Below are 24594 nucleotides of genomic sequence, written 5' to 3' on the forward strand. Positions count from 1 at the left end.
AACACCTCTACAACACACACGAATCCAAGAACCCATTACTCATCAGGGCTGTCTACAAAATGACCAGTTAGCGCCGCTTACACATCCTCTGATACGAAAAACCCACAGCAGCAATAAATCCGGCTGATAAAAATCATTCAGATATTTGATTTGTGACAATTTTATTTTACCTAATTTTAATAAAACAGAAACATCTATACTAAACAAATATACCATGGATACCAAACTTAAAGCTTTTATGGACGGGGTACGCTTGAAAAACCCCGGCGAAGACGAATTCCTTCAAGCAGTTCAGGAGGTAGTAGAAACCGTTTGGGATTTCTATATGGAAAATCCCCGCTATCAAAAAGCGAAAATATTGGACCGCATGATTGAGCCCGAACGGGTTATCATGTTTCGCGTTCCTTGGGTAGATGACAAGGGAGAAGTACAGGTAAACCGTGGTTTTAGAGTGGAATACAACTCAGCCATAGGACCCTATAAAGGAGGTCTGCGTTTTCACTCGAGCGTGAATTTGAGCGGACTAAAATTCTTAGGTTTCGAGCAGACGTTCAAGAACAGTCTCACCTCACTGCCAATGGGTGGCGGTAAGGGCGGTTCTGATTTCAACCCACGCGGTAAGTCCGACATGGAAATCATGCGTTTTTGCCAGTCATTTATGTGCGAACTGTTTCGCCACATTGGGCCAAACACCGATGTACCCGCCGGCGACATAGGCGTTGGAGGCAGAGAAATTGGCTATCTGTATGGCATGTATAAAAAACTGCGAAACGAGTTCACCGGCGTTTTCACCGGCAAAGGTCGAGAGTATGGCGGCAGCCTCATACGCCCGGAAGCCACAGGCTATGGCGCCATCTATTTTGTGCGGGAGATGCTGGCGCTTAAGGGAGAATCGCTAAAAGGCAAAACCATTGCCCTTTCGGGGTTTGGCAATGTGGCCTGGGGTGCAGCCATTAAAGCAACTGAGCTGGGAGCTAAGGTTATTACCCTTTCAGGTCCCGACGGTTACATCTACGATCCGGATGGAATCTCAGGTGAAAAAATAGATTATATGATTGAGCTCCGCGCTTCCAACATGGATGTGGTGCAGCCTTATGCCGAGAAATATGGCGTACAATTCTTTGCAGGTAAGCGGCCATGGGAGCAAAAAGTGGATATCGCCATCCCGTGTGCCATCCAAAACGAACTTAACGAAGAAGATGCGCGCAAACTTATTGCCAATGGCTGCCAACTGATTGCTGAGGCATCCAACATGGGCTGCACAGCCGAAGCGGCAAATCTGGCCACAAAAGAGATCTCTTTTGGCCCGGGCAAGGCGGTAAATGCTGGAGGCGTGGCTGTTTCAGGACTTGAAATGACACAAAACAGCATGCGTTTAGATTGGACACGCGAGGAAGTGGATGCTAAACTAAACCAAATTATGATAAATATTCACAACACCTGCGTTAAATTCGGGCAGGAGCCCAGTGGCAAAGTGAACTATATCAAAGGTGCAAATATTGGTGGCTTTGTAAAAGTAGCCGAAGCCATGATTGCACAGGGATTGGTTTAATCACCCTTTTTGCAGCCATCAGAAACGTTGCATAAATTAATCACACGAAGGTAGCACAGAGAACCGATAGGGGAAATCTCTGTGCAAACCTCCGTGTTTAAGACACAATTCTCAACCAAAGAGTGTTTAAATAACATTGAATGCCTGCTGAGAACGGCTGTCAAACATGGGTTCGCAGAAAAAGAATCATTATCTTTGACTCATGATTGACACGCATTCACACATTTATCTGGATGCATTTGATGCAGACAGAAGCGAGATAATTAAAAATGCCCTTGACTGCGGCATACAAAAAGTATTGCTACCCAACATCGACAGCTCAAGCATTGATGCCATGCTGGCAACCGAAGCGGAATTCCCAAATATATGCCATGCCATGATGGGTTTACATCCAACCTCGGTAAACCATAGTTATAAAGATGAACTTGCCATAGTTGAAAAGCACCTCGAAAAGCGCCCCTTTTGCGGAATCGGTGAAATAGGGATGGATCTCTATTGGGATAAAACGCATCTAAACGAGCAGAAAGAAGCTCTCGCAATTCAACTAAAATGGGCAGCAGAGATGAATTTGCCGGTGGTAATTCACACCCGCGAGGCTTTCAAGGAGATTTTTGATGTGTTTCATAAGGTATATGACCCCAGGCTTAAAGGCGTGTTTCACAGTTTTTCAGGCACAACCGACGATGCCCGGCACATCTTACAGATGCCCGGCTTTTATCTTGGCATTAACGGTACGGTAACTTATAAAAAATCGACTTTGCCCGACGTTCTAAGAGCAGTTGGATACGAAAAACTACTGCTAGAGACCGATGCGCCTTACCTCCCTCCTGTTCCATTTAGAGGCAAACGCAATGAGCCTGCCTATATGGTTAACACGCGCAATAGACTGGCCGAAATTTTTAATGTGACACCTCAAGTGATAGAAGAGGCGACAGTTGAAAACGCAAAACAACTTTTTAATCTGAAACAGTTAAAATATCAGTCTGTTACAAAATAAAATCATCAAGCCGTATCATTTAAAAAAGTAAGCGTGGAACAAAAATTACTCATTATATATACCGGAGGAACCATAGGGATGGTTAATGACCCGGAAACAAATTCTCTGGTGCCATTTGATTTTGAGAACATTTACGCCCGGGTTCCGGAACTAAAAAAGTTTGATTTTCAGGTGAAGAGCATCTCATTTGCTCCCGCAGTAGATTCAGCCATGATGAGTCCAGACATTTGGATTAAACTGGCTAGCATCATCGAAACAAACTATCATGAATATGAAGGCTTTGTTGTTCTGCACGGCACAGACACCATGGCCTACACAGCCAGTGCGCTAAGTTTTATGCTACACAATCTGGCAAAACCGGTTATCCTTACCGGAAGCCAGTTACCCCTTGGCACAGTGCGTACCGATGGCAAAGAAAACCTGCTTACAGCGCTGGAGATAGCCGCAGCTCAAAAAAACGGCCGCCCTTTGGTACCTGAAGTGTGCATCTACTTTCAAGACAAACTTTTCAGAGGAAACAGAACAACCAAATACAATGCGGAACACTTTCACCCGTTCCGATCAGACAACTACCCGGCACTGGCCGAAGTGGGAATACACATTAAATACAACTATCCTTATATAAGGTACACCACAGAAGAAGGGCATTTCCATGTCTCAAAAAAAATGGACACCTCCATTGCCCTCATAAAAATATTTCCCGGCATCACGCCTTGGGTGCTGAATGCCTTGTTGCAGGCAGCCGGCATTAAGGCCGTAATTCTGGAAACCTATGGTTCGGGAAACGCACCAACCCACAAATGGTTTCTGGATGCATTAAAGAATGCAGTTGATCGCGGACTAATTATCCTCAACGTGACCCAATGTTTGGCCGGCAGCGTGGAAATGTGGCGTTACCATACCGGAATACACCTCTCGGCGCAAGGTGTGGTGGGTGGTTATGACATAACCACAGAGGCAGCCGTTACCAAAATGATGTACCTTTTGGCAAATTGCAATGACACAGAAGAAATCAAAACCAATCTAAACAAATCACTTAAAGGTGAAATAAACATCTGACGAAGTTGTTTTTGACATTTTTTTTGTAATTTGCACGCCTGATTTCGAGCCAGAATGGTTTTACTCAAACAGGAGTATTTCACTCAAAGCTCAAACATTTTACAAAAATAACATCCTGACTTCCAACCTGAAAAATCCTAATAAAAACTGAATTAAACCGGATAGTTCCCTTTCTATTGCGAACGATTTCTATCACATTTTCAGCCGGGAGATATTGATTACGGGAGATAAAATTTGTAAAATGCAATTTGAAATATTTGTTTTTCGTAAGAGATACTTTTATTTTTGCTTTATTGTAACAACACGAAACAGAGAGAATAAATTTTTTATTGAGTATTAACAAACCAATACAAATTTCAAATTAAGAACAGATTATGAAAAAGCTATTTGCGTTTTTGGCAGTTTTAGGGATGCTTAGTTTCTTTAGTGCATCGGCCATTTTTGCTCAGGAGGAAGCGGCTGCGACCGAGCAAGTTGTAAGTCAGCCGGCTCGCGTTGACAACGTGGCAGTTGCTGCCGATGCTGCTGACGCAGACGAACAAGGCATTCACAAACAAGTCAAGGCAAAATTCATCGAAGGTGGTGCGGTATTTATGAGTTTTGTATTATTGTGTCTTATTTTCGGTCTTGCAATTTGCATCGAAAGGATCATCTACCTGAACCTTGCATCCACCAATACCAAAAAATTACTTCAGGACATCGAAAATGCACTTTCTGAAGGTGGCGTTGAAGCTGCTAAAGAAGTTTGCCGTAACACCCGCGGTCCCGTTGCATCTATCTTCTATCAAGGTCTTGACCGTTACGATGAAGGTATCGAAGTAATTGAGAAATCGGTTATTGCTTACGGTTCTGTACAAATGGGTCTTCTTGAAAAAGGTCTTACCTGGGTTTCTCTATTCATCGCCATAGCGCCTATGCTTGGTTTCATGGGTACAGTAATCGGTATGATTGAAGCTTTTGACAACATTCAGGCTATGGGTGACATCTCTGCAGGTGCCGTAGCAGGTGGTATCAAAATCGCTCTTATTACCACAGTATCAGGTTTGATAGTAGCCATCATCCTTCAGGTATTCTACAACTATATCGTTTCTAAAATTGACGGTATCGTTAACACCATGGAAGATTCTTCTATCTCTCTTCTGGATATTCTGGTAAAATATAACATGAAAAAATAAGACTGTATCATGACCAAGCTTTCAAAAATATTAAACATTGTGTTATATGTGCTTCTGGCAATAACCCTTGTTTTCGCCGGAATGTTCTATTTCGGTGGCGAACTTGAGGGTCAGGTACATCCAACCCCTGTTTACACAGACACACTTTTGAATTGGGGTATTGTACTTGTATTTGTCACAGCAGCTGTTTCAATTGTATTTGAAATCTTTAAACTGATTACAAATCCAAAAAATGCAGTTCGTTCATTGGTTTCTATTCTGGCGCTGGCCTTAGTGGTTTTCATTGCCTATGCACTTGGCGATGCTACACCGCTCAACCTGCCCGGATACAATGGACCCGATAACGTGCCAAGCATGTTGCTGCTTTCGGACACATTCCTTTATTCAATGTACTTTTTATTTGGTATTGCCATTGCGGCCATTTTATATACCGAATTATCACGACTGTTCCGATAATCAAGAGGCTGAATACGGTTTAAACCGTTGACAACCTGAAAAAATGATAGTTTTCTATGGCTAAAAGAGAAATACAGGAAGTGAATGCGGGCTCAATGGCGGATATCGCCTTCCTGCTGCTTATCTTCTTCCTCATGACCACTACCATGGATACCGACTCCGGGCTTGCGAGGATGTTGCCTCCACCAATTCCGCCTAATGAGGAGCCACCGCCACCAATCAGAGAGCGGAACGTATTCGAGGTGCTGATCAATGCCAACAACCAGCTGCTTGTAGAAAAGCAGCCTATGGCATTAAGGGATTTGAGAGCAGCAGCCAAAGAGTTTATTGAGAACCCGATGAACTTAGAAAATCTGCCCGAGAAAGAAATGATTGAAGTTCCCTATTTTGGAGTGATACCGGTAACTGCTAAAGCGGTTATCTCTCTTCAAAATGACCGTGGAACCCAATATCAGATGTATCTTTCGGTGCAAAATGAGCTACAGGCAGCCTACAATGAACTCCGGGAAGAGCTTTCCCGCAGACAGTTTAACATGAAATTCAGCGAATTGGACTCGGATCAGCAATCTGCTATCCGTCAAATCTATCCGCAAAGAATTTCCGAAGCTGAACCACGAAATTTTGGAGGAACGAGATAATGGCAAAGTTTAAAAAGAAAAAGAAAGGTGGCGCGGGTGCCATTAATACCGCTTCGCTTCCGGATATCGTGTTTATGCTCCTGTTCTTCTTCATGGTTAGTACCACGATGAAGGAGGTTGAACTTAAAGTTCTTTTAAGGATGCCGGAAGCTACCGAACTGTCCAAACTGGAGAAGAAATCACTTGTAACTTACATCTACGTGGGTGTTCCTCAGCGCCAATATCAAGGTCGCTACGGTACTGAACCACGCATCCAGCTTAATGACCAATTTGCCAATGTGGATGACATCCAGAGCTATATTGTTCAGGAGCGGGAGAGTATGAGGGAGAGTGACCGTCCGTTGATGACCGTTTCGTTAAAAGCTGACTACGACTGCCCAATGGGTATCATTACTGATATCAAACAGGCGCTACGTCGTGCACAGGCGTTGAAAATCAACTATTCCACAAGAATGGCTGAACAAATGGCCTATAACTAACCAACTTTGAGTTAGAAACATAGAAAAAAGGGGCGCCTTATGAGGTAGCCCCTTTTTCGTATCCTGGACGTTGCTACTTATTTCCCCATGGTCATATCTGCGTTAGTCAAATACTGTTTAAACCGATGCAACGCCTGAAAGAGTTCGTAGTGAAATATTATACAAGATGCCGTATCTGTTTAAGGTAAACTGCAGAGATTACTTTTCTGTGTCTTACTGAGGGTTGCATGTTTTACCGGTGTGCTCGATGCGAGATTTTGTGTTGGTTGGTTAGACTGCAAAGAATCAAAATCGCATAGCGATTTAAATCTCAATGCCTCCTCCTAACAGTATATGACATTGAACACGCAGAAATTTTGATTTAGTTGCTTTTTAGCAATCCATCAACAAAAAAGTCTGTTGAAAAAACAGGAATTAATTTATAAAGCATGGCATAGATTCGAAGAGCGTTGGATATTAGACAGATAGAGTATTAGAAAAAGATGATTTAATTGAGCTTGCATTCTTTTAAGTCTTATCTATCAGTCTATTTATCTGACATCTAAATATCTTCAAAGCAGATTCAAAATAATTTTTATACAGACTCTATGCCTTATTGCGCTTTGCGGCAATGTAAAACAGCACCAAAGCCAAAAGTGCATAAAGCACAGCCTGCAACGAAAGTGTGTAAAACGCACCAGCCACATGATTTAGTCCGGCACCCATGGTTCGAACCTGCAAAAAAACCGGCACCATGGTAGTTGAAGGAAACAGCTTTGCCAATCCATTAAGCCACGTGGGTATGGCCGATGCGGGCCACGACAAACCTGACAGAAACAGAGCCAGGGGAGACAGAAACACCATGAAAATAATGGAGTGTTCGCGGCGTGAGAAAAAGGTAGAAACAGCCAACCCCATAAAGGTTACGGCTAATAGAAACGGAACCATCAGCGCCATCACAGGCAACAGCTCGCCTTTTGATGGCAGGGCAAACCAGTGATACACCCAAACCTGCGTGATGACGACATTGATAAGATAGATAAAAAAATAAGCCCCGGCCTTCCCAAAGAGCACCGGCATAACTGCTCCGGAGTGCAGCGTACCGGGAATTGTAAAACGTCGGCGGCGGCGTTCGCGCTCTGAACCGCCCAACAATCCAATGCCGATAAGCAGTGTTTGTTGTAAAATCACTATCAGTAAACCCGGTATCACAAAAGAGTTGTATCCCCCTGCCGGATTAAACAGCATCACCGATTGCAATGCAACCGGGTCGCGCCGAGCCATAGCCTGCTCCATTGGCACGCCTTTGGCAAGCATCCTTTTTATCTCTACGCCAGCGCCAAATGTTGCCGATGCCCGCAGAACACCCGACAAGGTTTGCTTGTACATCATGAAATAGGCTGCATCGCTGTAAACACTCACAGTGGTTTGTCCGCTGGTCATCAGCTCACGTTCAAAATCGTTGGGAATAAGCACTACCCCCGACACATCGCCCTGATAAAACTGCGCTTTGGCATCGGCCAATGAACCAACTCCGGAGGTAACCACCAACTGCTCTGAAGCATCAATCATTCTCCCCAACTGGCGCGATGAAGCGGTATTGTCCAAATCGACAACTACCACAGGAATGTTGCGCACCACTTCATTTTTATATGCAATGCCATATATAACGGGATAAATCACCAGTGCTATCAGCAAAATCAATAGCGCACCCCTATCCTGAAAAACAGCCTTAAGTTCATCTGTAAAGAAACGGGCAACCAATTGGCTCCCTGTATATATTTTTCGAAACATCAGAGTTATATTTTATATCGATACTGGTCGTCAAGAACCACCCGTTTCAATCGCGGGGTCATCATCCATCCCAGCAAACAAAAAATCAGCAATCCCAAGAGCGGAGCGATGGATGAAACCATTGGGGCGTTTTTAAGTCCCTGTCCAATAAACAAATCCATCCAGTAATAAAATGGGAAAAGATGTGCAAAAAATCTGGCAACAAGTGGCATCCCGATAACAGGAAAAGTCAATCCTGAGAAGGTAAATGCCATCATGGAGTAGGCACTTGCCAGAGATAGCGACAAACGCGTATTTCCGGTCAGGCTTAGAAGCACCACGCCTACCATTTGATAGGCCACAATGAGCAAAATCTGTCCCAGAATCAGCGCCCCCCAATAGCCATGAAACGGAAAATCCATAAACCGAACAAGCAAATAGTTCATCACCGACACACTGAATAGCATCATAAAGATGTATGGAACCAACTTACCTGCCAGAGCTGTAACCATGCAATCACCCGCTGTGTTGAGCCATTGCTTTCCGGTGTCATTGCGTATTTCCAATCCGATGGCATAAATGGCTCCCAAGAGCGTGAAAACTACGATGAGCAATGGCATAAGCGCCGTTGCTAAAAAGTAGGCGTAATTGGTGAATGGGTTAAAGAGTGTGCGCGAATCGAGCCGGACGGGATATACCTGCTCGAGCGCCTGAGACTGTACCGCGCCGCCTTTCATGGCAGTCTGCATTTTTACACCGGTAGAAAGCGTGTTGACGGCTCGATAAATGCCACTCTGTAGCAGACCACCTTTTACCACGTTTGTATTATTCACAAAAAGCGTTACATCGGATTTCTCTCCACGCAGCACGGCAGCCTCCATTCCAGCAGGGATGTAAAAAACCGCTTCTACTGTCCCGGCAAATATACTCTCGCGGGCCTCCTCAAGCGTAACGGCACACCTACTCACCGATGCAATGCGCGTTGCATCAATCATGCGTATTAGTTGCCGCGATGTGGCAGAATTGTCTTCATCCACAACTGCTACGGGCAAATCAGCAGGCACCCCTTCACGAAAAATACTAATCACAATGAAGAAGGAGAGTAGCGGCCCAATCAATATGAGAAACCAGGTGGTGCGGCTACCAATTATCCGGCTCACCTCCCGTCTCAAGACATTTGTAAAATCATTGTTGTAAATCCTGTTAAGCATGGAATAATATTTATGGCATAAAAGCCGTGCCTATCTGCCTACCCGCTTCCAATCAACCAATGCACTCATACCCGGTCTGAGACCTTCCGTTTTATTCACTGGCCGTGCATGAATTTCAAAGGTTTTCATATCAAAATCGCCGATGGTTTTAGTGGCATTCCAGGTTGCAAAATCGCCCAAAGCATTGATGTAAGTAACCTCCAGCATCACCTCTTTCATTCCCAGAGCCGGGAAGCGCGCCGGCAATACTGTTCCCATTTTTACATCGGCCAACAAGTTCTCACGGATGTTAAAAGTCACCCACACATCGTTTAAATCCACGAGTGCCATCACCGGAAATCCGGCAGGCGTAAGTTCTCCCCTTTCAGCCAAAATATTGGCCACTTCGCCGGAGATGGGTGCATATACCCGGGTTTCGTTCACGAACGCATTCACCTCGGCAATTACAGCCTCAGCTTTTCGCACCATAGCATCTGCCGCCTTGCGGTCTTCGATTCGCGCCCCACCGCGCGCCTTCTCCCATATAGCACGTGCGGCCTCGGCAGTTTCGCTGGCCACTTTGAGTTGCATCTCCATTTCATCACGCTTCTGGGCGGGAACCACCCCTTCGGCATACAAATTTTGAATACGCTGGTTGCTCTTCTGAGCAAACTCCAATGCAGCAGAAGCTTTCAGAAAAGTGTTGTACGCCGCCTGTATATCTTCAGCCTGTGCACCATTCTCGGCTTTTAACCTCTGAGCTTCGGCTGCCAGGCGAGCCGCTTCGGCCTGGTTAAGTCTTGCTTCCACTTCGGGACTTTCGATGGTAAAAAGAAAGTCACCCTTTTGTACGGCAGTCCCTCTTCTAACAGCCAAAGAGTCGATGCGGCCTGTCACTTTTGACGATACCTTGACCTGCACCGCTTCAACCTGTCCCTGCACCTCAAGTGGCACCGGGCGACTTAACAACCATGTGGTGTAACCCATAAAAATCAATAATCCGGCAACTACCACACCCACAATTAAAATCTTACTCTTATTCATAATGCTTAGGTTTTTACTTTTGATATAAACGGTTATTACACCCATCAGACAAGGATGCATAACCTTAGGCAACTATCGGCCAATTGAAGCCACTGTTTGATAATCAGAAAAATACTCGGGTATTCCGGCCAGTTCGAGCAGGCGGGCCAATGACACGTTGAGGCGGTACATTGCCTGCAGACGGTCGATTTTCACCTTTGCCACTGCAAGTGAAGCATCCACCACCTCGGTACTGGTAGCCATACCTTCATTAAAAGCCTGTTGGCGTATACGTTGATACTCATCTGCAAACTCTCCGGCAATTTCAAGTTGCTCCAACTGCTCCAGAGCCATATTCATCTCCTGATAATATTTCTCGATTCCCGTATCGATATCGCGCATGGCCTTGGCTCTGACCTCATCCACCTGAGCCTCCACATACCTTGCAGCATTCACCTTGTGTCGGGTAGAAGAGCCGCCGAATAGCTTCCAGCTCAGCGTGACACCCACCATATAGTCCGACACATTGGGTGACAAGTCAATGTTGGCAATGTTGTAGTTACCAAAGGCTGCTACTGTGGGCATAAAGGCAGACTTTTCGGCACGAACCCCCTGTCGTGCAAGACTCTGCTTAGCCTCAACCTGTCCCAACGACGGGTTAGATGCAAGAGCCTGAAGTTTAAAAAAGTTGATGGGTTCGATTTGCTGAACGGCAAAAAGAGACGTAATCGGCACCAGACTTTCTGCATCATTCAGCGCCAGCGTGTTGATAAGTGCTTCGTTCACAATCTGCCGCTCACGGCGCGCCATCTTGAGTTCTCTGTCGGCCTGGGCATGAAACACGCGTGCATGAAGCAATTCGGCACGTGCAATCATCCCCTCGTCAAACATTTTTTGAGCATCGTGCAAATGAGCCTCCATGACCTGAAAAACCTCCTCGCGCACCAGCTCAGCCTGCCACGCCAAGGCAAGGCCAAAGTACCGTTCCACCAACTGAGTGTGCAAGGCTGCACTTTTTTGTCGCTCTACCAGTGACGCCTCATCCACACGGATCTGCGCTGCACGGTTGGCCGCGTTTATTTTACCTCCGGTAAACAAAGGCCATTGCACCCCTGCACTCAAAGTTCCAAACTGGCCTTTCTGTATCAGCTTGTCCCAATTACCGTTCTCCACTTTTTGCAGTCCGGCCGCCAACTGCTCCCTCACCAAAGGCGTAGATATTTCGGCAGGAAGATAGGGCATAACCCCAGCAGTAGCCGGGTCGGGATTGGGAATACCAGAAAACACACCATACTGCGACAACGCCCCATAGAGCGGTGTAATGGCATCTTTTATCTCGTGCATGTCGATGGTGATGTCATCAGACAACATGATGTAATTGGCATTTAAGGCAACCTGTGGCAAACGTAACATGCGAACCGACTTAAGCTCCTCTTCCATCTGTCTGTTATGATGGCTCGCCTGTTTCATCACCTCATTGTTTATCAGAACCATTTGCAGCGCCTCGTCAAACGAAAGCGCTCGTCCCTGCCCTACTGCGTTTCCGAAAAAAGCAAAAAAACCAATCAATGCCATCCATGCGTAAACCCGCATCTTAATCTTCATCATATCCATAAACCTCATATTATTTCATCATTTACTATATCGTTTAGCCCCTTAAGGCCACCGAAACAATTTCAATCACCCTGGCGCTATCCCTTTCTGTCAATGGCCGGTCATCAAAAAAACTTTTAAGATTCAGATTGATGTATTCCATTGGAACCATCACCATCAGAATAAACACCTCATCGTAACTGTAACGAGGCCCAATGGCACGGCTATCCTGTCCGAGTTGTAAAACCCTGCGACTCAGATCCCTGATATTGCTTCGCCGTTCCTCACTTAAGGAAAACCGGCTCTGACTAAGCATTTGGTAGATAAATTTTACGTGATGGGGGCGATGCTGTGCCATGTTGAAAAAATAATCAACCAGTAGGACAACAATCTCATTGACAGAAATTACCCGCTCCAACATTAACTCCAACTCCGTGACAATTTCGTTGATAGAATTGTCCAACAGATGATTTATCAAATCGTGTTTTCCGGGATAAAACCGGTACAAGTAACCAACTGCCACGTCAGCTTTTCGGGCAATAGAAGAGATGGACGCTCCACCATACCCCTCTTCAACCACCTGATAAATGGCTGCTTCATAAATTCGGGTTAGTTTATTTTCATCGATAGCCCTGGCCATGTTATTACGCTTATTAAATGTTCGGGAGTTAGCCAAAATCGGAATCCATCTCCAAACAATGAATGAACAGTCATTCATTAATCGATGCAAATATACTATTTGAATTATTTCGTCAAAAGTTTTTAACTATTTTTAGGATGCAGCCACCAAATTGGAAAACAAGCCGTAAGCGCTAAAACCAAGACTACACTTAAGAAATTTCAGAAAGAAAAAATGGGAACATGAACTTTTCTAATATCTGTATGTTTAATAATCGTATTCAATTTAAAGAGAGGCATCACAAGCTTCGGAAACAGTTATATCTAAATTAAAATCATAAATACATAGAATTATGGCATTTGAATTACCAAAACTCGATTACGCTTACAATGCGTTAGAGCCTCATTTTGATGCGATGACAATGGAAATCCATCACTCAAAACACCATGCAGCATATACCAATAACCTAAATGCTGCTTTGGAAGGCACAGCAGATGCAAATCTGACAATAGAAGCCCTTATGGCCAATGTTTCGAAACGCAGCGTGGCTGTCAGAAACAACGGAGGTGGCTTTTACAACCACAACCTGTTCTGGAAAGTAATTGGACCAAACAGCGGTGGCAAGCCGTCAGGCGATTTATTGGCGGCCATCGAGAAAAACTTCGGTTCGTTTGATGCCTTTAAGGATGAATTCTCGAAAGCAGCTGCCACCCGATTTGGTTCAGGATGGGCATGGCTGGTGAAACAAGCCGATGGCAAACTGGTTGTGAGCTCAACTCCAAATCAGGATAACCCGTTGATGGACTTAGCCGAAGTAAAAGGCACTCCAATTCTGGGTCTTGATGTATGGGAACATGCATACTATCTGAAATACCAAAACAGAAGACCTGATTATATTCAGTCCTTCTGGAACGTGGTTAACTGGAATGAAGTGGCGGCAAGATTAAAAGCCTAAACATATTGATAACAACAGTTTTTGATGTATTGAAAGGCACTGTCCATATCGGGACAGTGCCTTTTTTTATGCTGAAGGACATATATCTGTCTCCCAAAGGAGCATCTCGCTCCTTTCATTTTGCTGAATTTTAGTTAAATTTGGATGAGAGCAAACAAAAACTAAAAATTACAGCCATGACTTTTAAATTACCAGATTTACCCTACACGTTGGATGCACTTGAACCCAACATCTCAAAAAAAACTTTTGAGTTTCATTACGCAAAGCATCATCAAGCTTATGTGACTAACCTGAACAATCTGATTCCCGGCACAGAGTTCGAAAATGCCGACCTCGAAACCATCGTTAAAAAAGCCGATGGCCCCATTTTTAACAATGGCGCGCAAGTATGGAATCACACATTCTTCTTCCTCTCCTTCTCACCTAATGGCGGAGGCAAACCCACAGGTGCATTGGCAGCAGCCATTGACAACACCTTTGGCTCATTTGAGAAATTTAAAGAGGCCTTTTCACAGGCAGCCGCTACTCTGTTTGGTTCCGGATGGGCCTGGCTGGTGAAAAAAGCAGACGGCTCACTCGAAATAATTAAAGAGGGCAATGCCGGAAACCCGTTACGCAACGGACTCACTCCAATTTTAACCTGCGATGTATGGGAACACGCCTATTACCTGGACTATCAGAATAAGCGCCCGGATTACATCCAAAACTTCTGGAATGTAATAGATTGGAACGTGGTAGGCAACAGGTATTGATATCATCCCCTTATGATTTAACCCCTTAAAACAAACTTATGAGCCACATTCAGGAATTGATTCGAAAAAACAGAAGTTACCGACGCTTTTACGAAGAGGTAAGCATCTCCCGGGAAACACTTCTGGAGCTGATTGATTTAGCACGGCTGTCGCCATCGGCGCGCAATGCTCAAACCATCAAATACATTCTGTGTCACACACCCGAACGCAATGCTCTGGTATTTCCAAACCTAGCCTGGGCCGGATATCTAAAAGATTGGACAGGGCCCGAGCCTGGCGAAAGACCCACCGCCTACATAATTATGCTTAACGACACACGCATTTTCGACAACTATTTTTGTGACGATGGCATAGCAGCCCAAAGCATCATGCTCGGCGCTGTAGAAAAAGGATACGGCGGCTGCATCATTGGGTCGGTGGAACGAATCAAGCTGCAAAAAGCGCTAAACATCCCGGCACACTTCAAAATTATACAAGTTCTGGCACTTGGAAAACCCAAGGAAGAAGTTGTGATAGAAAGCACAGTCAGTGGCAACATTAAGTACTACAGAGACAGCAATCAAGTGCACCATGTGCCCAAAAGACCACTTGATGAACTAATTCTTGATTTATAACCATCAGACATAAACACATTATGTAGAGATTAAGAATGGGCGCAGGCATAGAGATCTCATCTATCCTGCGTTCGTTGTTATTAGAAAAAATTGTGCGCACCGCAGATTTTTTTTTATTTTCATTAATCCATATCCACTTTACTTTGTTTAACCTGTAATCACACATCGTGTAACAAAATTATTGGCTAATTTTGCAGTACAAACCATTGGTTGAAATCAACAACTTTGCACCATACAAGCAGAAGTGGAAAATCTGCATCAAAACGGAAAAATATGGACATTACATTAAACGGAAACAGCGGATACAACAAGACCGAATCGTACGACGACGAAAAAACCACCAGACTCTCTGAGCTATACGAAGAATCGCTGAGACTTTTAGGTGAAGACACATCGCGCGAAGGACTTGAAAAAACGCCGCTAAGAGTAGCCAAAGCCATGCAGTTTCTCACACAAGGTTACAATATGCAACCCGATGAGATTGTTAAATCGGCCATGTTCAGAGAAGACTACCAGCAAATGGTCGTAGTAAAAGATATTGAGCTATACTCATTATGTGAACACCACCTCCTTCCCTTTTTTGGTAAAGCGCATGTAGCTTATATACCGCGGCACCATATCACCGGACTAAGCAAAATAGCCAGGGTTGTTGAAGCATTTGCACGTCGTCTTCAGGTGCAAGAGCGACTTACCACGCAAATAAAAGAGTGCATTCAGGAAACGCTTAATCCACTTGGTGTAGCAGTGGTGATTGAAGCTCAGCACATGTGTATGCAGATGCGTGGTGTACAAAAACAGCATTCGGTTACCACCACATCAGACTTTACCGGTGCATTTCTTAAAAACATTGCCACAAGAGAGGAGTTTTTCAATATCATTGGTCACAAACTTCATTGATTGTGACGCGAGGAATCAAAAACCACACTCACCTGATGAGTGGCTATTGCAGTAAAAAAGCCGAGCGCACCATTGGATATGTTGCCGGGCAGATTGGCAGGTGGACCGCTGAAGAGTGGTGATGCAGGCCTTATCTCCTTGTGCAACGCATCCATAAAACGATAAAAATCCTCCGATATAGAACATAAATCCAGTGTGATTATGTCGTCGTCGTTTAGCTGTCGGCGATTGCTGCCGGCATTTATGGATTGCACCCAGATGCCATTCACATAACTGCCATTGAAGAACACGTCATCGGTTACTCGCAAATCTTTTGGACGGTAAGTCATTAGCTGGTCATTACGCCGCACTTTAAAAAGATAGTAGTTATCCTCATCGGGTGGATCCTGAAACCATACCAACACCTGCCAAATTTCCCAGGTGTCGTTGAGTCGCAAATCAACCGAGTCGGCCTCCACAGGATAGGGCATGGTGGTAACTGCGCTATAGGTTGGTTCCACACCTTCGTTGCCTATGTCCACCGCATCAATTGTCAAGGTATAAGTTATGCCAGGCTCGGGCACAAACTCTTTTGGCGAGATGTAATAATACCCAGGATTCTCAACCGATTCGGTAAACAGGAATTTATGCTCACCATCAGAAATGGCTACCTTGGCAAAACTTACCGGAGGTGCCGGCTGATCAGAAAAATAGGGTACCGACTTAGATAGTCTCACAATCTGATATTCCGGCTCACTGGTGAGAACGGCATCCACAACCAGACGAACCGGATCGGTTGAGAGTTCCAATTCGATAATTTCGGTGCAACCCGCTACAATGAAAAAACTAGGATATATCAGCAGTTTCAATATCCGTTTGAATTTGTGCAGGCAAAAAGAGTTTAAATCAGTCATAACTTAACTTGTATGATTAAAACCGAATCATATAGGATATTGATGGTACAACAGAAAAAAGGTAGGTTTTTTCTGCTTCCCGGTAGTAGGGATCATAATCATCTTCTCCAACAAAATTTATAATCCACGCATTTTTTCGCCCATAAAGATTGTACACCGAGAAAACCCACTCACTATTCCATACCCGATCTGGCTTTGGCTTGTTTTTCAATGATACCGACACATCCATTCGATGGTAGTTGGGCATACGTTCGGCATTGCGCTCAGAAAAATATGGCACAACGCTTCCCAGAAAATCGAATCTTCCGACGGGCCACGTAACCGGGGTGCCTGTAAAATAAACCCAATTACTACCCAAATTGATGCGGCTATTGAGATTGTAACCAATCACAATGGCGATATCATGGGTGTGGTCATAAGGTGAAAGGTACGGTTTACCACCATTTATCCAATTGCTCTGTCTCTCTGACTTTGATATAGTATAGGAAAACCAGCCGGATAGTTTTCGGCCATTGTATTTCGATAACCACTCGACTCCTCGTGCGTAAGCCTTGCCGGGTCGGATTTCACCTTCGATTGCTTCGTTAAGCAGCAAATTAGGATGATCTTTGAAATCGATGGCATTAGAGGTTCTTTTATGAAAAAACTCTATGACATGATCCCACATATTATTCTGACTTTTATAAAAGACTCCCAACGAGAATTGATTGGCAAGCTGTGGTTTAACATTGGGCGACGACGTAAACCAGACATCGAGCGGCGTTGAAGATGTGGAATTACTGGCAAGATGCAGATACTGACGGGTAAGAGAATACGAACCCTTAACAGTAAAAACCGGAGACAGAAGCCACGAAATTCCGAGGCGTGGCTCTAATCCCGCATAGGTGTTGAAAATCTCCCCACTGCGATAGAATGTGGTATCCACAACATTGTAATTCCCATCAAAAGAGTAGACCGCGCCTCTGCCTATATTCTGAAACAGTGAAAACCTTAGGCCATACCTAAAGGACCAGCGGGGTGCAAACTGCCATGTATCACTAGCATAAAGCCCATGCTCCAGTGAGTTAACGGATGGTATGCGAATTTCGTTGAGTGTTGCATTGTCCTCACGTGACACCACATGTCCGGGTTTGATGGCGTGGTAAATGGATTGCACCCCAAATTCAACCTGGTGTGATGAATTTGGAAACCACGTAAAGCCATACTTAAAACTGTAATCATCGAGCACCGAATTCCATTGTATGGATTGAAACTCTTCGCCACCTGTTCCCAATGAATAATCGTACCGGCTGGTAACAATGGTCAGATTGCTGAATAACCTGTTTGAGAAAAGATGATTCCAGCGTAGTGACAAGGTACGGTTCCCAAAATCGAACCGGGCAATGTCATTCCGAAAAACATCCCTGCCAAGATACGTGCTAAAAAACAGGCGGTCGTTCTCACTTGCAATGATGTTGAACTTCATATTCACATCATAAAAATAGAGGCGGTTGTCACGTACATTCTCATCAGAAGCCAATGGTAAAAATGCGTCGAGATAGGTGCGACGGGCACTTACAAGAAATGATGACTGTTCCTTCACCACCGGACCTTCAAGGGTAAGCCGACTAGATATGAGACCAAGCCCTGCCACACCTGATAGGCGGTGCATATTTCCGTCGCGACTGCGTATATCAACCAACGATGAGAGCCGCCCGCCAGCAGAGGCAGGCAAGTCGCCCTTAAAAACCTGAACCTCTTTGATGGCATCGTTGTTAAAAACACTGAAAAACCCTAGCAGATGACCACCATTGTAGACAATGGCCTCATCAAACAACAAGAGGTTCTGGTCGGGATTACCACCACGCACGGAAAAACCGCTGGAGCCCTCGCTCGTTGCAGAAATACCTGGTAGCAACTGAAGCGCTTTTAAAGGATCAGTTTCACCAAAAAGCACCGGTATGCGATTTATGGTTGCAGCATCAAGTTTCTCCACACCCATTACCGGTAGGCGTCGCTGCTCATCGCGACTGATGCCCCTGATTTCGACTTCGGACAACCGCTGTGATTCAGGTATGAGCGCAAGATTAACGCGTAAATTGGCATCGAGCAACACATTAACTGTAAGCGGCTCATAACCCAGATAAGCACTTGTAATGGAGTAGTTTCCTGCTTTAAGGCTAATACTAAAATAGCCATAAACATTACTCACAGTGCCAGCAGAGGCTTCATTAATCACAATGGCTGCGCCGGGCAACACCTCTCCTGTGGAGGCATCCGTCACATACCCACTGATAACATGTGTATCGCTTTGAGCTTTAACAACCACACTAATTACAAAGCAAAGAGCGCCAACCAAAAACCATTTGCGAAAGTTCATCTGCAAAAATGAAGCAAGTTGATAGATAAAAACGAGGCACTGATACGCATGCATCAAGCAGAAAATGCCGCTCTGCGTAACATTTCAGAAAATTACAGAAAAACAGAAGGCCATCCCATACAGTTGGTCATTAAATAAGTTGATTTTATGGAAAATTAACGCCCCAAACAGGGAATGAAGCAACGATTTCCATGTGGGTGACGACAATTATTTTGTATCTTTACGCTCAAATTTAAAACCCTATAAATTAAACAAATATGTCGAAAATCGAAGCCTACAACTTTTCCGGTAAAAAAGCCATTGTGCGCGTGGACTTTAACGTGCCCCTGAACAAACAGACCTTTGAGGTGACAGATGAAACCCGCATCAAGGGAGCTCTTCAAACCATCAACAAAATTCTTAATGATGGCGGCTGTGCCATTCTGATGTCACACCTTGGACGTCCAGATGGTAAAAAACAGGATAAATTCTCGATGAAACACGTAATTCCTGCGCTCGAGAAAAACATTGGCCGCAAAGTCATCTTTGCCGGTGATGTAATTGGTGCTGAAGTTGCAAAAATGGCAGCCGATTTAAAGGCAGGAGAAGTTCTGCTGCTCGAAAACCTTCGCTTCTACGAAGAAGAAGAAGGAAAACCCTACCACTTAGGTGAAAATGCCACCGACGAAGAGAAAAAAGCAGGAAAAGCAAAAGTGAAGGAATCACAAAAAACGTTTGTGAAGACACTTGCCAGCTATGCAGATGTATATGTGAACGATGCGTTTGGTACTGCCCACCGTGCACACGCCTCAACCGCACTAATTGCTGACCACTTTGATGCCGACAACAAGATGTTTGGCTACCTCATCAACAATGAGCTGAATGCCATGGACAAAGTTATCAAAGCTGCCGACAAGCCATTCACTGCAATTATGGGTGGAGCAAAAGTTTCTGACAAAATCCTCATCATTGAGAACCTGCTCGACAGAGTGGACAACCTCATTATTGGTGGTGGTATGACCTATACTTTCATTAAAGCTCAGGGCGGAAAAATTGGCAACTCCCTTTGCGAAGCCGACAAATTGGATTTGGCACTTGAAATACTTGAAAAAGCAAAAGCAAAAGGCGTAAAAGTGTACATCCCAACCGATGCCGTTAACGCCGACAAATTTGATGCAGAAGCCAACACTTCAGTTTCAAAGACCAACGAAACGCCTGACGGCTGGATGGGTCTGGACATCGCAGACGATACCATCGCCACCTTCACAGAAGTTATCAAAAACTCGAAAACAGTTCTTTGGAATGGTCCAATGGGCGTATTTGAGATGGAGAAATTCTCAAAAGGTACTTCGGCTGTTGCAAAAGCACTTGCTGAAGCTACCGCCAACGGTGCATTTACCTTGATTGGTGGTGGAGACTCTGTAGCGGCCATCAACAAAAACAAACTGGCCGACAAAGTTAGCTATGTTTCAACAGGTGGTGGTGCCATGCTTGAATATATGGAAGGCAAAGAATTGCCAGGTATCAAAGCCATACGCGGTTAACAGAATTTGTTATAGCGGCATTTTTTAAATACCGCACCTTACTGAAAGCGCAAACGCTAACTACTCACTGTTAGCCGTTTGCGCTTTCACATTCATCGCATGTTGTTTTCCAACCAAGCAACATCAGTGAGTTTGGTTCAATTTTTGGAAGACAACCAACATTACATAATCATTAAGAATTTGATTGATTGGTTGGTTTTTAAAAGCTTCTGTATTTCTTCCAATCAAAATATTAAACCTGACTTAAATTCAAACATAGGAGCTTAACCATTAAAAAACAGAGTTATGAAGAAAACAGCATTAATTCTCGTGGCATTGCTATCCTTAGCCGTGTTACCTTCCGCAGCTCAAAACTCCTTTCAGCTAGGCTTGAAAACAGGATTTAACTCCACATCGTTCGACACCAAAAACTACTCCTTTGACCAAATCAAAGAAGACTATAAAGGCGGTTACATGCTTGGAGCCTACTCCAGAATTGGACTGTTGGGTAATCTATCGCTTCAACCAGAATTGTACTATTCTAAAAAAAGTTCCAGAAATGACTTTAATATCTTGGGACAGCAGTATAACCAGACATTGAGTTATTACAGTTGGGACATTCCAATTTTGGCCCATCTCAAAGTGCTGGATCTTAAAGTTTTTAACCTTTACGGTTTGGCCGGGCCGGTAGCATCGTTCCGTGTAAATGAGAACTCTTCGCTGTCGCAACAAATTGGTGAACAGTGGCAAAATGATCGTTTCCGCAACCACAACTGGAATTTCCAATTGGGCGCTGGCTTGGAAGTGATGCGCTTTAACCTCGATTTCCGCTACGAATGGGGTCTTAACGACATGTCGCGCACCTCAGATTTTGAAACCAAAAGCAAAGCGCTGCTATTCTCTCTTAGCTACAGGCTGATTGGGTTCTGATAGCAGTAAACTCCAAAAAAGAAACGGACTGAACGGGAAATCATCCCTCAGTCCGTTTTTTTTTATCGATTTAGAATTATTGCTCCTTGGTATGTACCTGCGGATATAACATAATTGCTTTTCCATGACGGCCATCCACATTAAGCACAAGTGGCGAATTAAATCTTACGTGCCGCACCTGCCCCACTTCCTGATACACAGGCTGGCTTTGCAGCCAACTCATGTCCAGCTTTCCCTGCTTCAGATGTGTGTTAAGATAGATGTATGCCACCCTGAGGGATGTAAGGTTCTGAAAGAAGTGCGTTCCCTGACTTGGCTCCACATGATAATTCTCCAATCCCATCTCCACAATGGCTCTGGCACCACATATCTGGCCCCATTTTACAGGCACTCCCAGCCACGGATCCTGAGAACCCCAACGTCCGGGACCTATCAGCAGATATGGCTTATTATCCTTTTGCAATGAATCGTTTATCTGCTCAATTTGCCGGGCAATTTCATTGTTCTGAGCCGGCTTGTAACCATCTACGTTCACGTAAACCACATCCATTATATCAGAAACAGAGCCGTTACCCAATGCCGAATCACTATAAATAAAAGCCTGATCGGAGTCTGTCACTTGCACGGCAGGCCCCAATGAAGTTCTGCTGTCCACAATTGGTCTGATTTGAAGCAGATAAAAAGCCGACGGGCTGCCGGGAGGCGTTTGAAGGTCTACGGCAAACTCAATTTCAACAGGCTGGTTCATCTCTTTGTGGCCAATTTCAAGGACCTCAGTCATGATGCCTGCCAACGGAAACGAATCATACTTGAGAATATTGGCAAATGTGACCAGCGGATAGCCATCGGCCATGGTACCATCACGAATGACGTGGTTTTGCATGTCAAAGATGGATCCAATCCAGCGCAGTGAGCCATCTTTTAATGCCGTTCTCAAATCGGGTTTCAACAAGTTTACACCATCATCCACCGAAGGAGTGAAATGGCTTGAGTCCAAATCGAGGGCGTAGAAAGATTTTTGCGTCTCACGCATCACCATCTCAGGAGAACTCAACTGAATTACTTTTTGCGGGTAGCGTGGAGAAAACCGAAGAGACGTACCACCTTCCACAATGTGTTTACCCAAGCCAAGCGCCACGTTCACGATACCCTCCTCCGACTTTTCGGGTGCTATGGGGTAAAAATTCACGGAACGTCCCACTCCGGAGAATGTTGGATAAAACCGGTTCTCATGTTGCTGACCTACAATCTCCTGCAATACAATGCCCATCCGCTCCTCATCAATGAGGTTGAGCGTACTGGTCATATAAGCTTTACTGGATTTGAAATACACCGACGCATATACACACTTAATGGCATCGCCCATTTGGCGCGCCATCTTGGTGTAATCGGCATCGTAAGCTATCATATAGGTAGAATAAATACCTGCAAAAGGCTGGTGATGGCTATCTTCCAACATGCTGGATGAGCGCACAGCCATCGGCCGTTTTATCACCTGTGCCAGCTTCAGAAGGTTTCTTTCGACCCAATCCGGCAGTTCAGCACTGACAAAGTGATTCAGAATATCTTCATCCGAAGCTTCCGACAGACCGACAGGATATAAGTCATTCGACTCCATAAAAGCCTCAAACACATCAACTCCAAGAACAACCGTACGTGGAATGGTTATTACCACATTGGGGAAACTCTTGAACACCGGATATTTCTTAATCAGGGTGCTGAGAAATGCCAGCCCACGAGCCTTTCCGCCCAAAGAGCCCTCACCAATACGTGAAAAGTTTACATACTCATCATACTTTTCGCTATCGAAAGTGGCAATGATGCCACGCCCTTTGTACATCCTAAAATGGGCAATGATGTGATACAGGTCGTGCTTGGTTTGTTCGATGTCGGAATTGTCGTCCACTTTCAACTCTTTCACCACATCTGCGATGGAGAATAGCGCCCTGGCAGTCAGCCACTTTGAAACATGATCCCGCTTAAAGTGATACTGCAACGATTCGTTAGGGATTGACAACAATTTCTCCTGAAAATCCTGAAGGTCGCTAGCACGAGCTACCTCCAGCCCCGTTTCGGGATTGACAAACACAAAATCGCCAAAAGCAAGATAGTTGTTCAGAAACTCCCTCAACTCCTGAAGCAGAAATTTAGAGTGCTTATGAATGAAACTAACCCGAATCTCCTTGGCCACAGCCTGATTGCTCATATCAGAGGATTGCAGCAGAAACGGAATAAACGGGTTGTCTCCCTTTACCTGACGCGCAAGTGCAACGCCCGCCTGAGAATCTTTTACGCCATTGTGTTTAAAGGATACATCGGAAATAATACCCAGTATATTTTTATGGTAGGTTGCGTACACCTCAATTGCCTCTTCAAAATTACGTGCGAGCAATATTTTTGGGCGTCCGCGCATCCGCATCATCTGTTGGTGTTCGTTAAGTCCCTCAGTCATGAACTTACGCGATTGCTTAAAGAGTATTTTATAGATGAGCGGCAGGTAACTAGAATAAAACCGCACACTGTCCTCCACAAGCAAAATACATTGCACGCCGACCTCCGGCACATCGAAGGGCGCATTCATCTCATCCTCAATCAGCTTAATGATGGCCAACAGCAGGTCGGTATTTCCCAGCCAGCAAAACACATAATCGATGGCACTGGTATCCTCTTTGCTTAGTTTAAGCGACACTTCCCGGCTAAAAGGCGTCAGCACCACAATTGGAATGTGCGCATTGGTATCCTTAATTTTTCTCGAAAGAGAGAAAGGATCCATACCGCCCACACTCAACATGGTTATCACCAAATCAATTTTATTGGTTTTAAGCACTTCAAAAGCATCCTCGGCAGATGCTACATGAATAAACTGAGGTGGATGGCGCAGGTTGAGAGAGACATATTCGTTAAAAATCTGTTCATCGATGCGGCCATCTTCTTCGAGCATAAAAGCATCGTAAGAACTGCAAATTAGCAACACTTTATGGATACGCTTTTGCATTAACAAGTCGAACGCGGTATCCTCAAATGTGTTTTGCGCATTGTGATATATTTGCTCCAGTGTCATATTTTAAATAGATTTTAGGTAAATGTAAGGATTTTTTCTGCCGATTAAACCGCACATTTGCAAAGAATCGGGCAATAGGAGCCTATGGGTTGCGGGCA

General features: G+C 44.7%; 21 protein-coding genes. 13 read left to right on the forward strand and 8 right to left on the reverse strand.

What is annotated here, in order from left to right; translation table 11 throughout:
• The first annotated feature begins 214 nt into the window (after positions 1 to 214).
• From gdhA to ALKIM_RS0105705, 7 genes are all read left to right on the forward strand, one after another.
• Positions 215 to 1552: an NADP-specific glutamate dehydrogenase gene (gene gdhA / locus ALKIM_RS0105675; protein ID WP_026473792.1), complete on the forward strand. Its 1338-nt coding sequence runs from the start codon at positions 215 to 217 to the stop codon at positions 1550 to 1552.
• A gap of 202 nt (positions 1553 to 1754) precedes the next feature.
• Positions 1755 to 2549, forward strand: a complete 795-nt coding sequence (locus tag ALKIM_RS0105680; RefSeq protein ID WP_026473793.1) for a TatD family hydrolase — start codon at positions 1755 to 1757, stop codon at positions 2547 to 2549.
• A gap of 33 nt (positions 2550 to 2582) precedes the next feature.
• Positions 2583 to 3608 (forward strand): asparaginase, encoded by a 1026-nt coding sequence (locus tag ALKIM_RS0105685; RefSeq protein ID WP_026473794.1) that lies wholly within the window; start codon positions 2583 to 2585, stop codon positions 3606 to 3608.
• A 374-nt stretch (positions 3609 to 3982) separates the two neighbouring features.
• Complete coding sequence (locus ALKIM_RS0105690) at positions 3983 to 4783, forward strand: MotA/TolQ/ExbB proton channel family protein (protein ID WP_026473795.1); 801 nt, start codon at positions 3983 to 3985, stop codon at positions 4781 to 4783.
• Between the two features lie 9 nt (positions 4784 to 4792).
• On the forward strand, positions 4793 to 5239 hold the full coding sequence (locus ALKIM_RS0105695) for a hypothetical protein (RefSeq protein WP_026473796.1): 447 nt from the start codon (positions 4793 to 4795) through the stop codon (positions 5237 to 5239).
• Positions 5240 to 5295: 56 nt separating this feature from the next.
• Positions 5296 to 5877, forward strand: a complete 582-nt coding sequence (locus ALKIM_RS0105700) for an ExbD/TolR family protein (RefSeq protein ID WP_026473797.1) — start codon at positions 5296 to 5298, stop codon at positions 5875 to 5877.
• On the forward strand, positions 5877 to 6356 hold the full coding sequence (locus ALKIM_RS0105705; protein ID WP_026473798.1) for an ExbD/TolR family protein: 480 nt from the start codon (positions 5877 to 5879) through the stop codon (positions 6354 to 6356). The genes ALKIM_RS0105700 and ALKIM_RS0105705 overlap by 1 nt, the downstream gene beginning before the upstream one ends.
• 585 nt (positions 6357 to 6941) lie before the next feature.
• Here the strand turns inward: ALKIM_RS0105705 and ALKIM_RS17750 are convergent.
• From ALKIM_RS17750 to ALKIM_RS19175, 5 genes are all read right to left on the reverse strand, one after another.
• A complete protein-coding gene (locus ALKIM_RS17750; RefSeq protein ID WP_044117770.1) occupies positions 6942 to 8129 on the reverse strand; it encodes an ABC transporter permease in 1188 nt (395 codons plus the stop codon).
• Between the two features lie 5 nt (positions 8130 to 8134).
• Positions 8135 to 9319 carry an ABC transporter permease gene (locus ALKIM_RS0105715; RefSeq protein ID WP_026473799.1) on the reverse strand — a complete coding sequence of 395 codons (1185 nt, stop codon included), beginning with the start codon at positions 9317 to 9319 and terminating at the stop codon, positions 8135 to 8137.
• A 30-nt stretch (positions 9320 to 9349) separates the two neighbouring features.
• On the reverse strand, positions 9350 to 10342 hold the full coding sequence (locus ALKIM_RS0105720) for an HlyD family secretion protein (protein ID WP_026473800.1): 993 nt from the start codon (positions 10340 to 10342) through the stop codon (positions 9350 to 9352).
• A 72-nt stretch (positions 10343 to 10414) separates the two neighbouring features.
• Positions 10415 to 11929 carry a TolC family protein gene (locus ALKIM_RS0105725; protein ID WP_026473801.1) on the reverse strand — a complete coding sequence of 505 codons (1515 nt, stop codon included), beginning with the start codon at positions 11927 to 11929 and terminating at the stop codon, positions 10415 to 10417.
• Between the two features lie 40 nt (positions 11930 to 11969).
• Entirely contained in the window at positions 11970 to 12554 is a 585-nt protein-coding gene (locus ALKIM_RS19175; protein ID WP_026473802.1) for a TetR/AcrR family transcriptional regulator, read from the reverse strand.
• A gap of 331 nt (positions 12555 to 12885) precedes the next feature.
• Between ALKIM_RS19175 and ALKIM_RS0105735 the strand changes: the two genes are divergently transcribed.
• The 4 genes from ALKIM_RS0105735 (at position 12886) to folE (ending at position 15751) form a co-directional block, all read left to right on the forward strand.
• A complete protein-coding gene (locus ALKIM_RS0105735) occupies positions 12886 to 13488 on the forward strand; it encodes a superoxide dismutase (protein WP_026473803.1) in 603 nt (200 codons plus the stop codon).
• A gap of 176 nt (positions 13489 to 13664) precedes the next feature.
• On the forward strand, positions 13665 to 14240 hold the full coding sequence (locus ALKIM_RS0105740) for a superoxide dismutase (RefSeq protein WP_026473804.1): 576 nt from the start codon (positions 13665 to 13667) through the stop codon (positions 14238 to 14240).
• 38 nt (positions 14241 to 14278) lie between these two features.
• A complete protein-coding gene (locus ALKIM_RS0105745; protein ID WP_026473805.1) occupies positions 14279 to 14854 on the forward strand; it encodes a nitroreductase family protein in 576 nt (191 codons plus the stop codon).
• A gap of 273 nt (positions 14855 to 15127) precedes the next feature.
• Complete coding sequence (gene folE, locus ALKIM_RS0105750; protein ID WP_044117771.1) at positions 15128 to 15751, forward strand: GTP cyclohydrolase I FolE; 624 nt, start codon at positions 15128 to 15130, stop codon at positions 15749 to 15751.
• On the opposite strand, the gene ALKIM_RS0105755 is transcribed toward folE, so the two are convergent.
• Together ALKIM_RS0105755 and ALKIM_RS0105760 are read right to left on the reverse strand one after the other, a co-directional pair.
• Entirely contained in the window at positions 15745 to 16644 is a 900-nt protein-coding gene (locus ALKIM_RS0105755) for a DUF4249 domain-containing protein (RefSeq protein ID WP_052345431.1), read from the reverse strand. The two genes, folE and ALKIM_RS0105755, sit on opposite strands and share 7 nt — an antisense overlap.
• A 16-nt stretch (positions 16645 to 16660) precedes the next feature.
• Positions 16661 to 19003, reverse strand: coding sequence for a TonB-dependent receptor (locus ALKIM_RS0105760; RefSeq protein ID WP_026473808.1), 2343 nt, complete (start codon positions 19001 to 19003; stop codon positions 16661 to 16663).
• Positions 19004 to 19260: 257 nt separating this feature from the next.
• Between ALKIM_RS0105760 and ALKIM_RS0105770 the strand changes: the two genes are divergently transcribed.
• Complete coding sequence (locus ALKIM_RS0105770) at positions 19261 to 20526, forward strand: phosphoglycerate kinase (RefSeq protein WP_026473809.1); 1266 nt, start codon at positions 19261 to 19263, stop codon at positions 20524 to 20526.
• Positions 20527 to 20811: 285 nt separating this feature from the next.
• Positions 20812 to 21435: a porin family protein gene (locus tag ALKIM_RS0105780; protein WP_026473810.1), complete on the forward strand. Its 624-nt coding sequence runs from the start codon at positions 20812 to 20814 to the stop codon at positions 21433 to 21435.
• Between the two features lie 76 nt (positions 21436 to 21511).
• Here the strand turns inward: ALKIM_RS0105780 and ALKIM_RS0105785 are convergent, their stop codons facing one another.
• Positions 21512 to 24496 carry a PEP/pyruvate-binding domain-containing protein gene (locus tag ALKIM_RS0105785; RefSeq protein WP_044117772.1) on the reverse strand — a complete coding sequence of 995 codons (2985 nt, stop codon included), beginning with the start codon at positions 24494 to 24496 and terminating at the stop codon, positions 21512 to 21514.
• Positions 24497 to 24594: the final 98 nt, after the last annotated feature.

Origin of the sequence: Alkaliflexus imshenetskii DSM 15055, from assembly GCF_000517065.1 — a bacterium.
In the GTDB taxonomy this organism is placed as follows: Bacteria; Bacteroidota; Bacteroidia; order Bacteroidales; family Marinilabiliaceae; genus Alkaliflexus; species Alkaliflexus imshenetskii.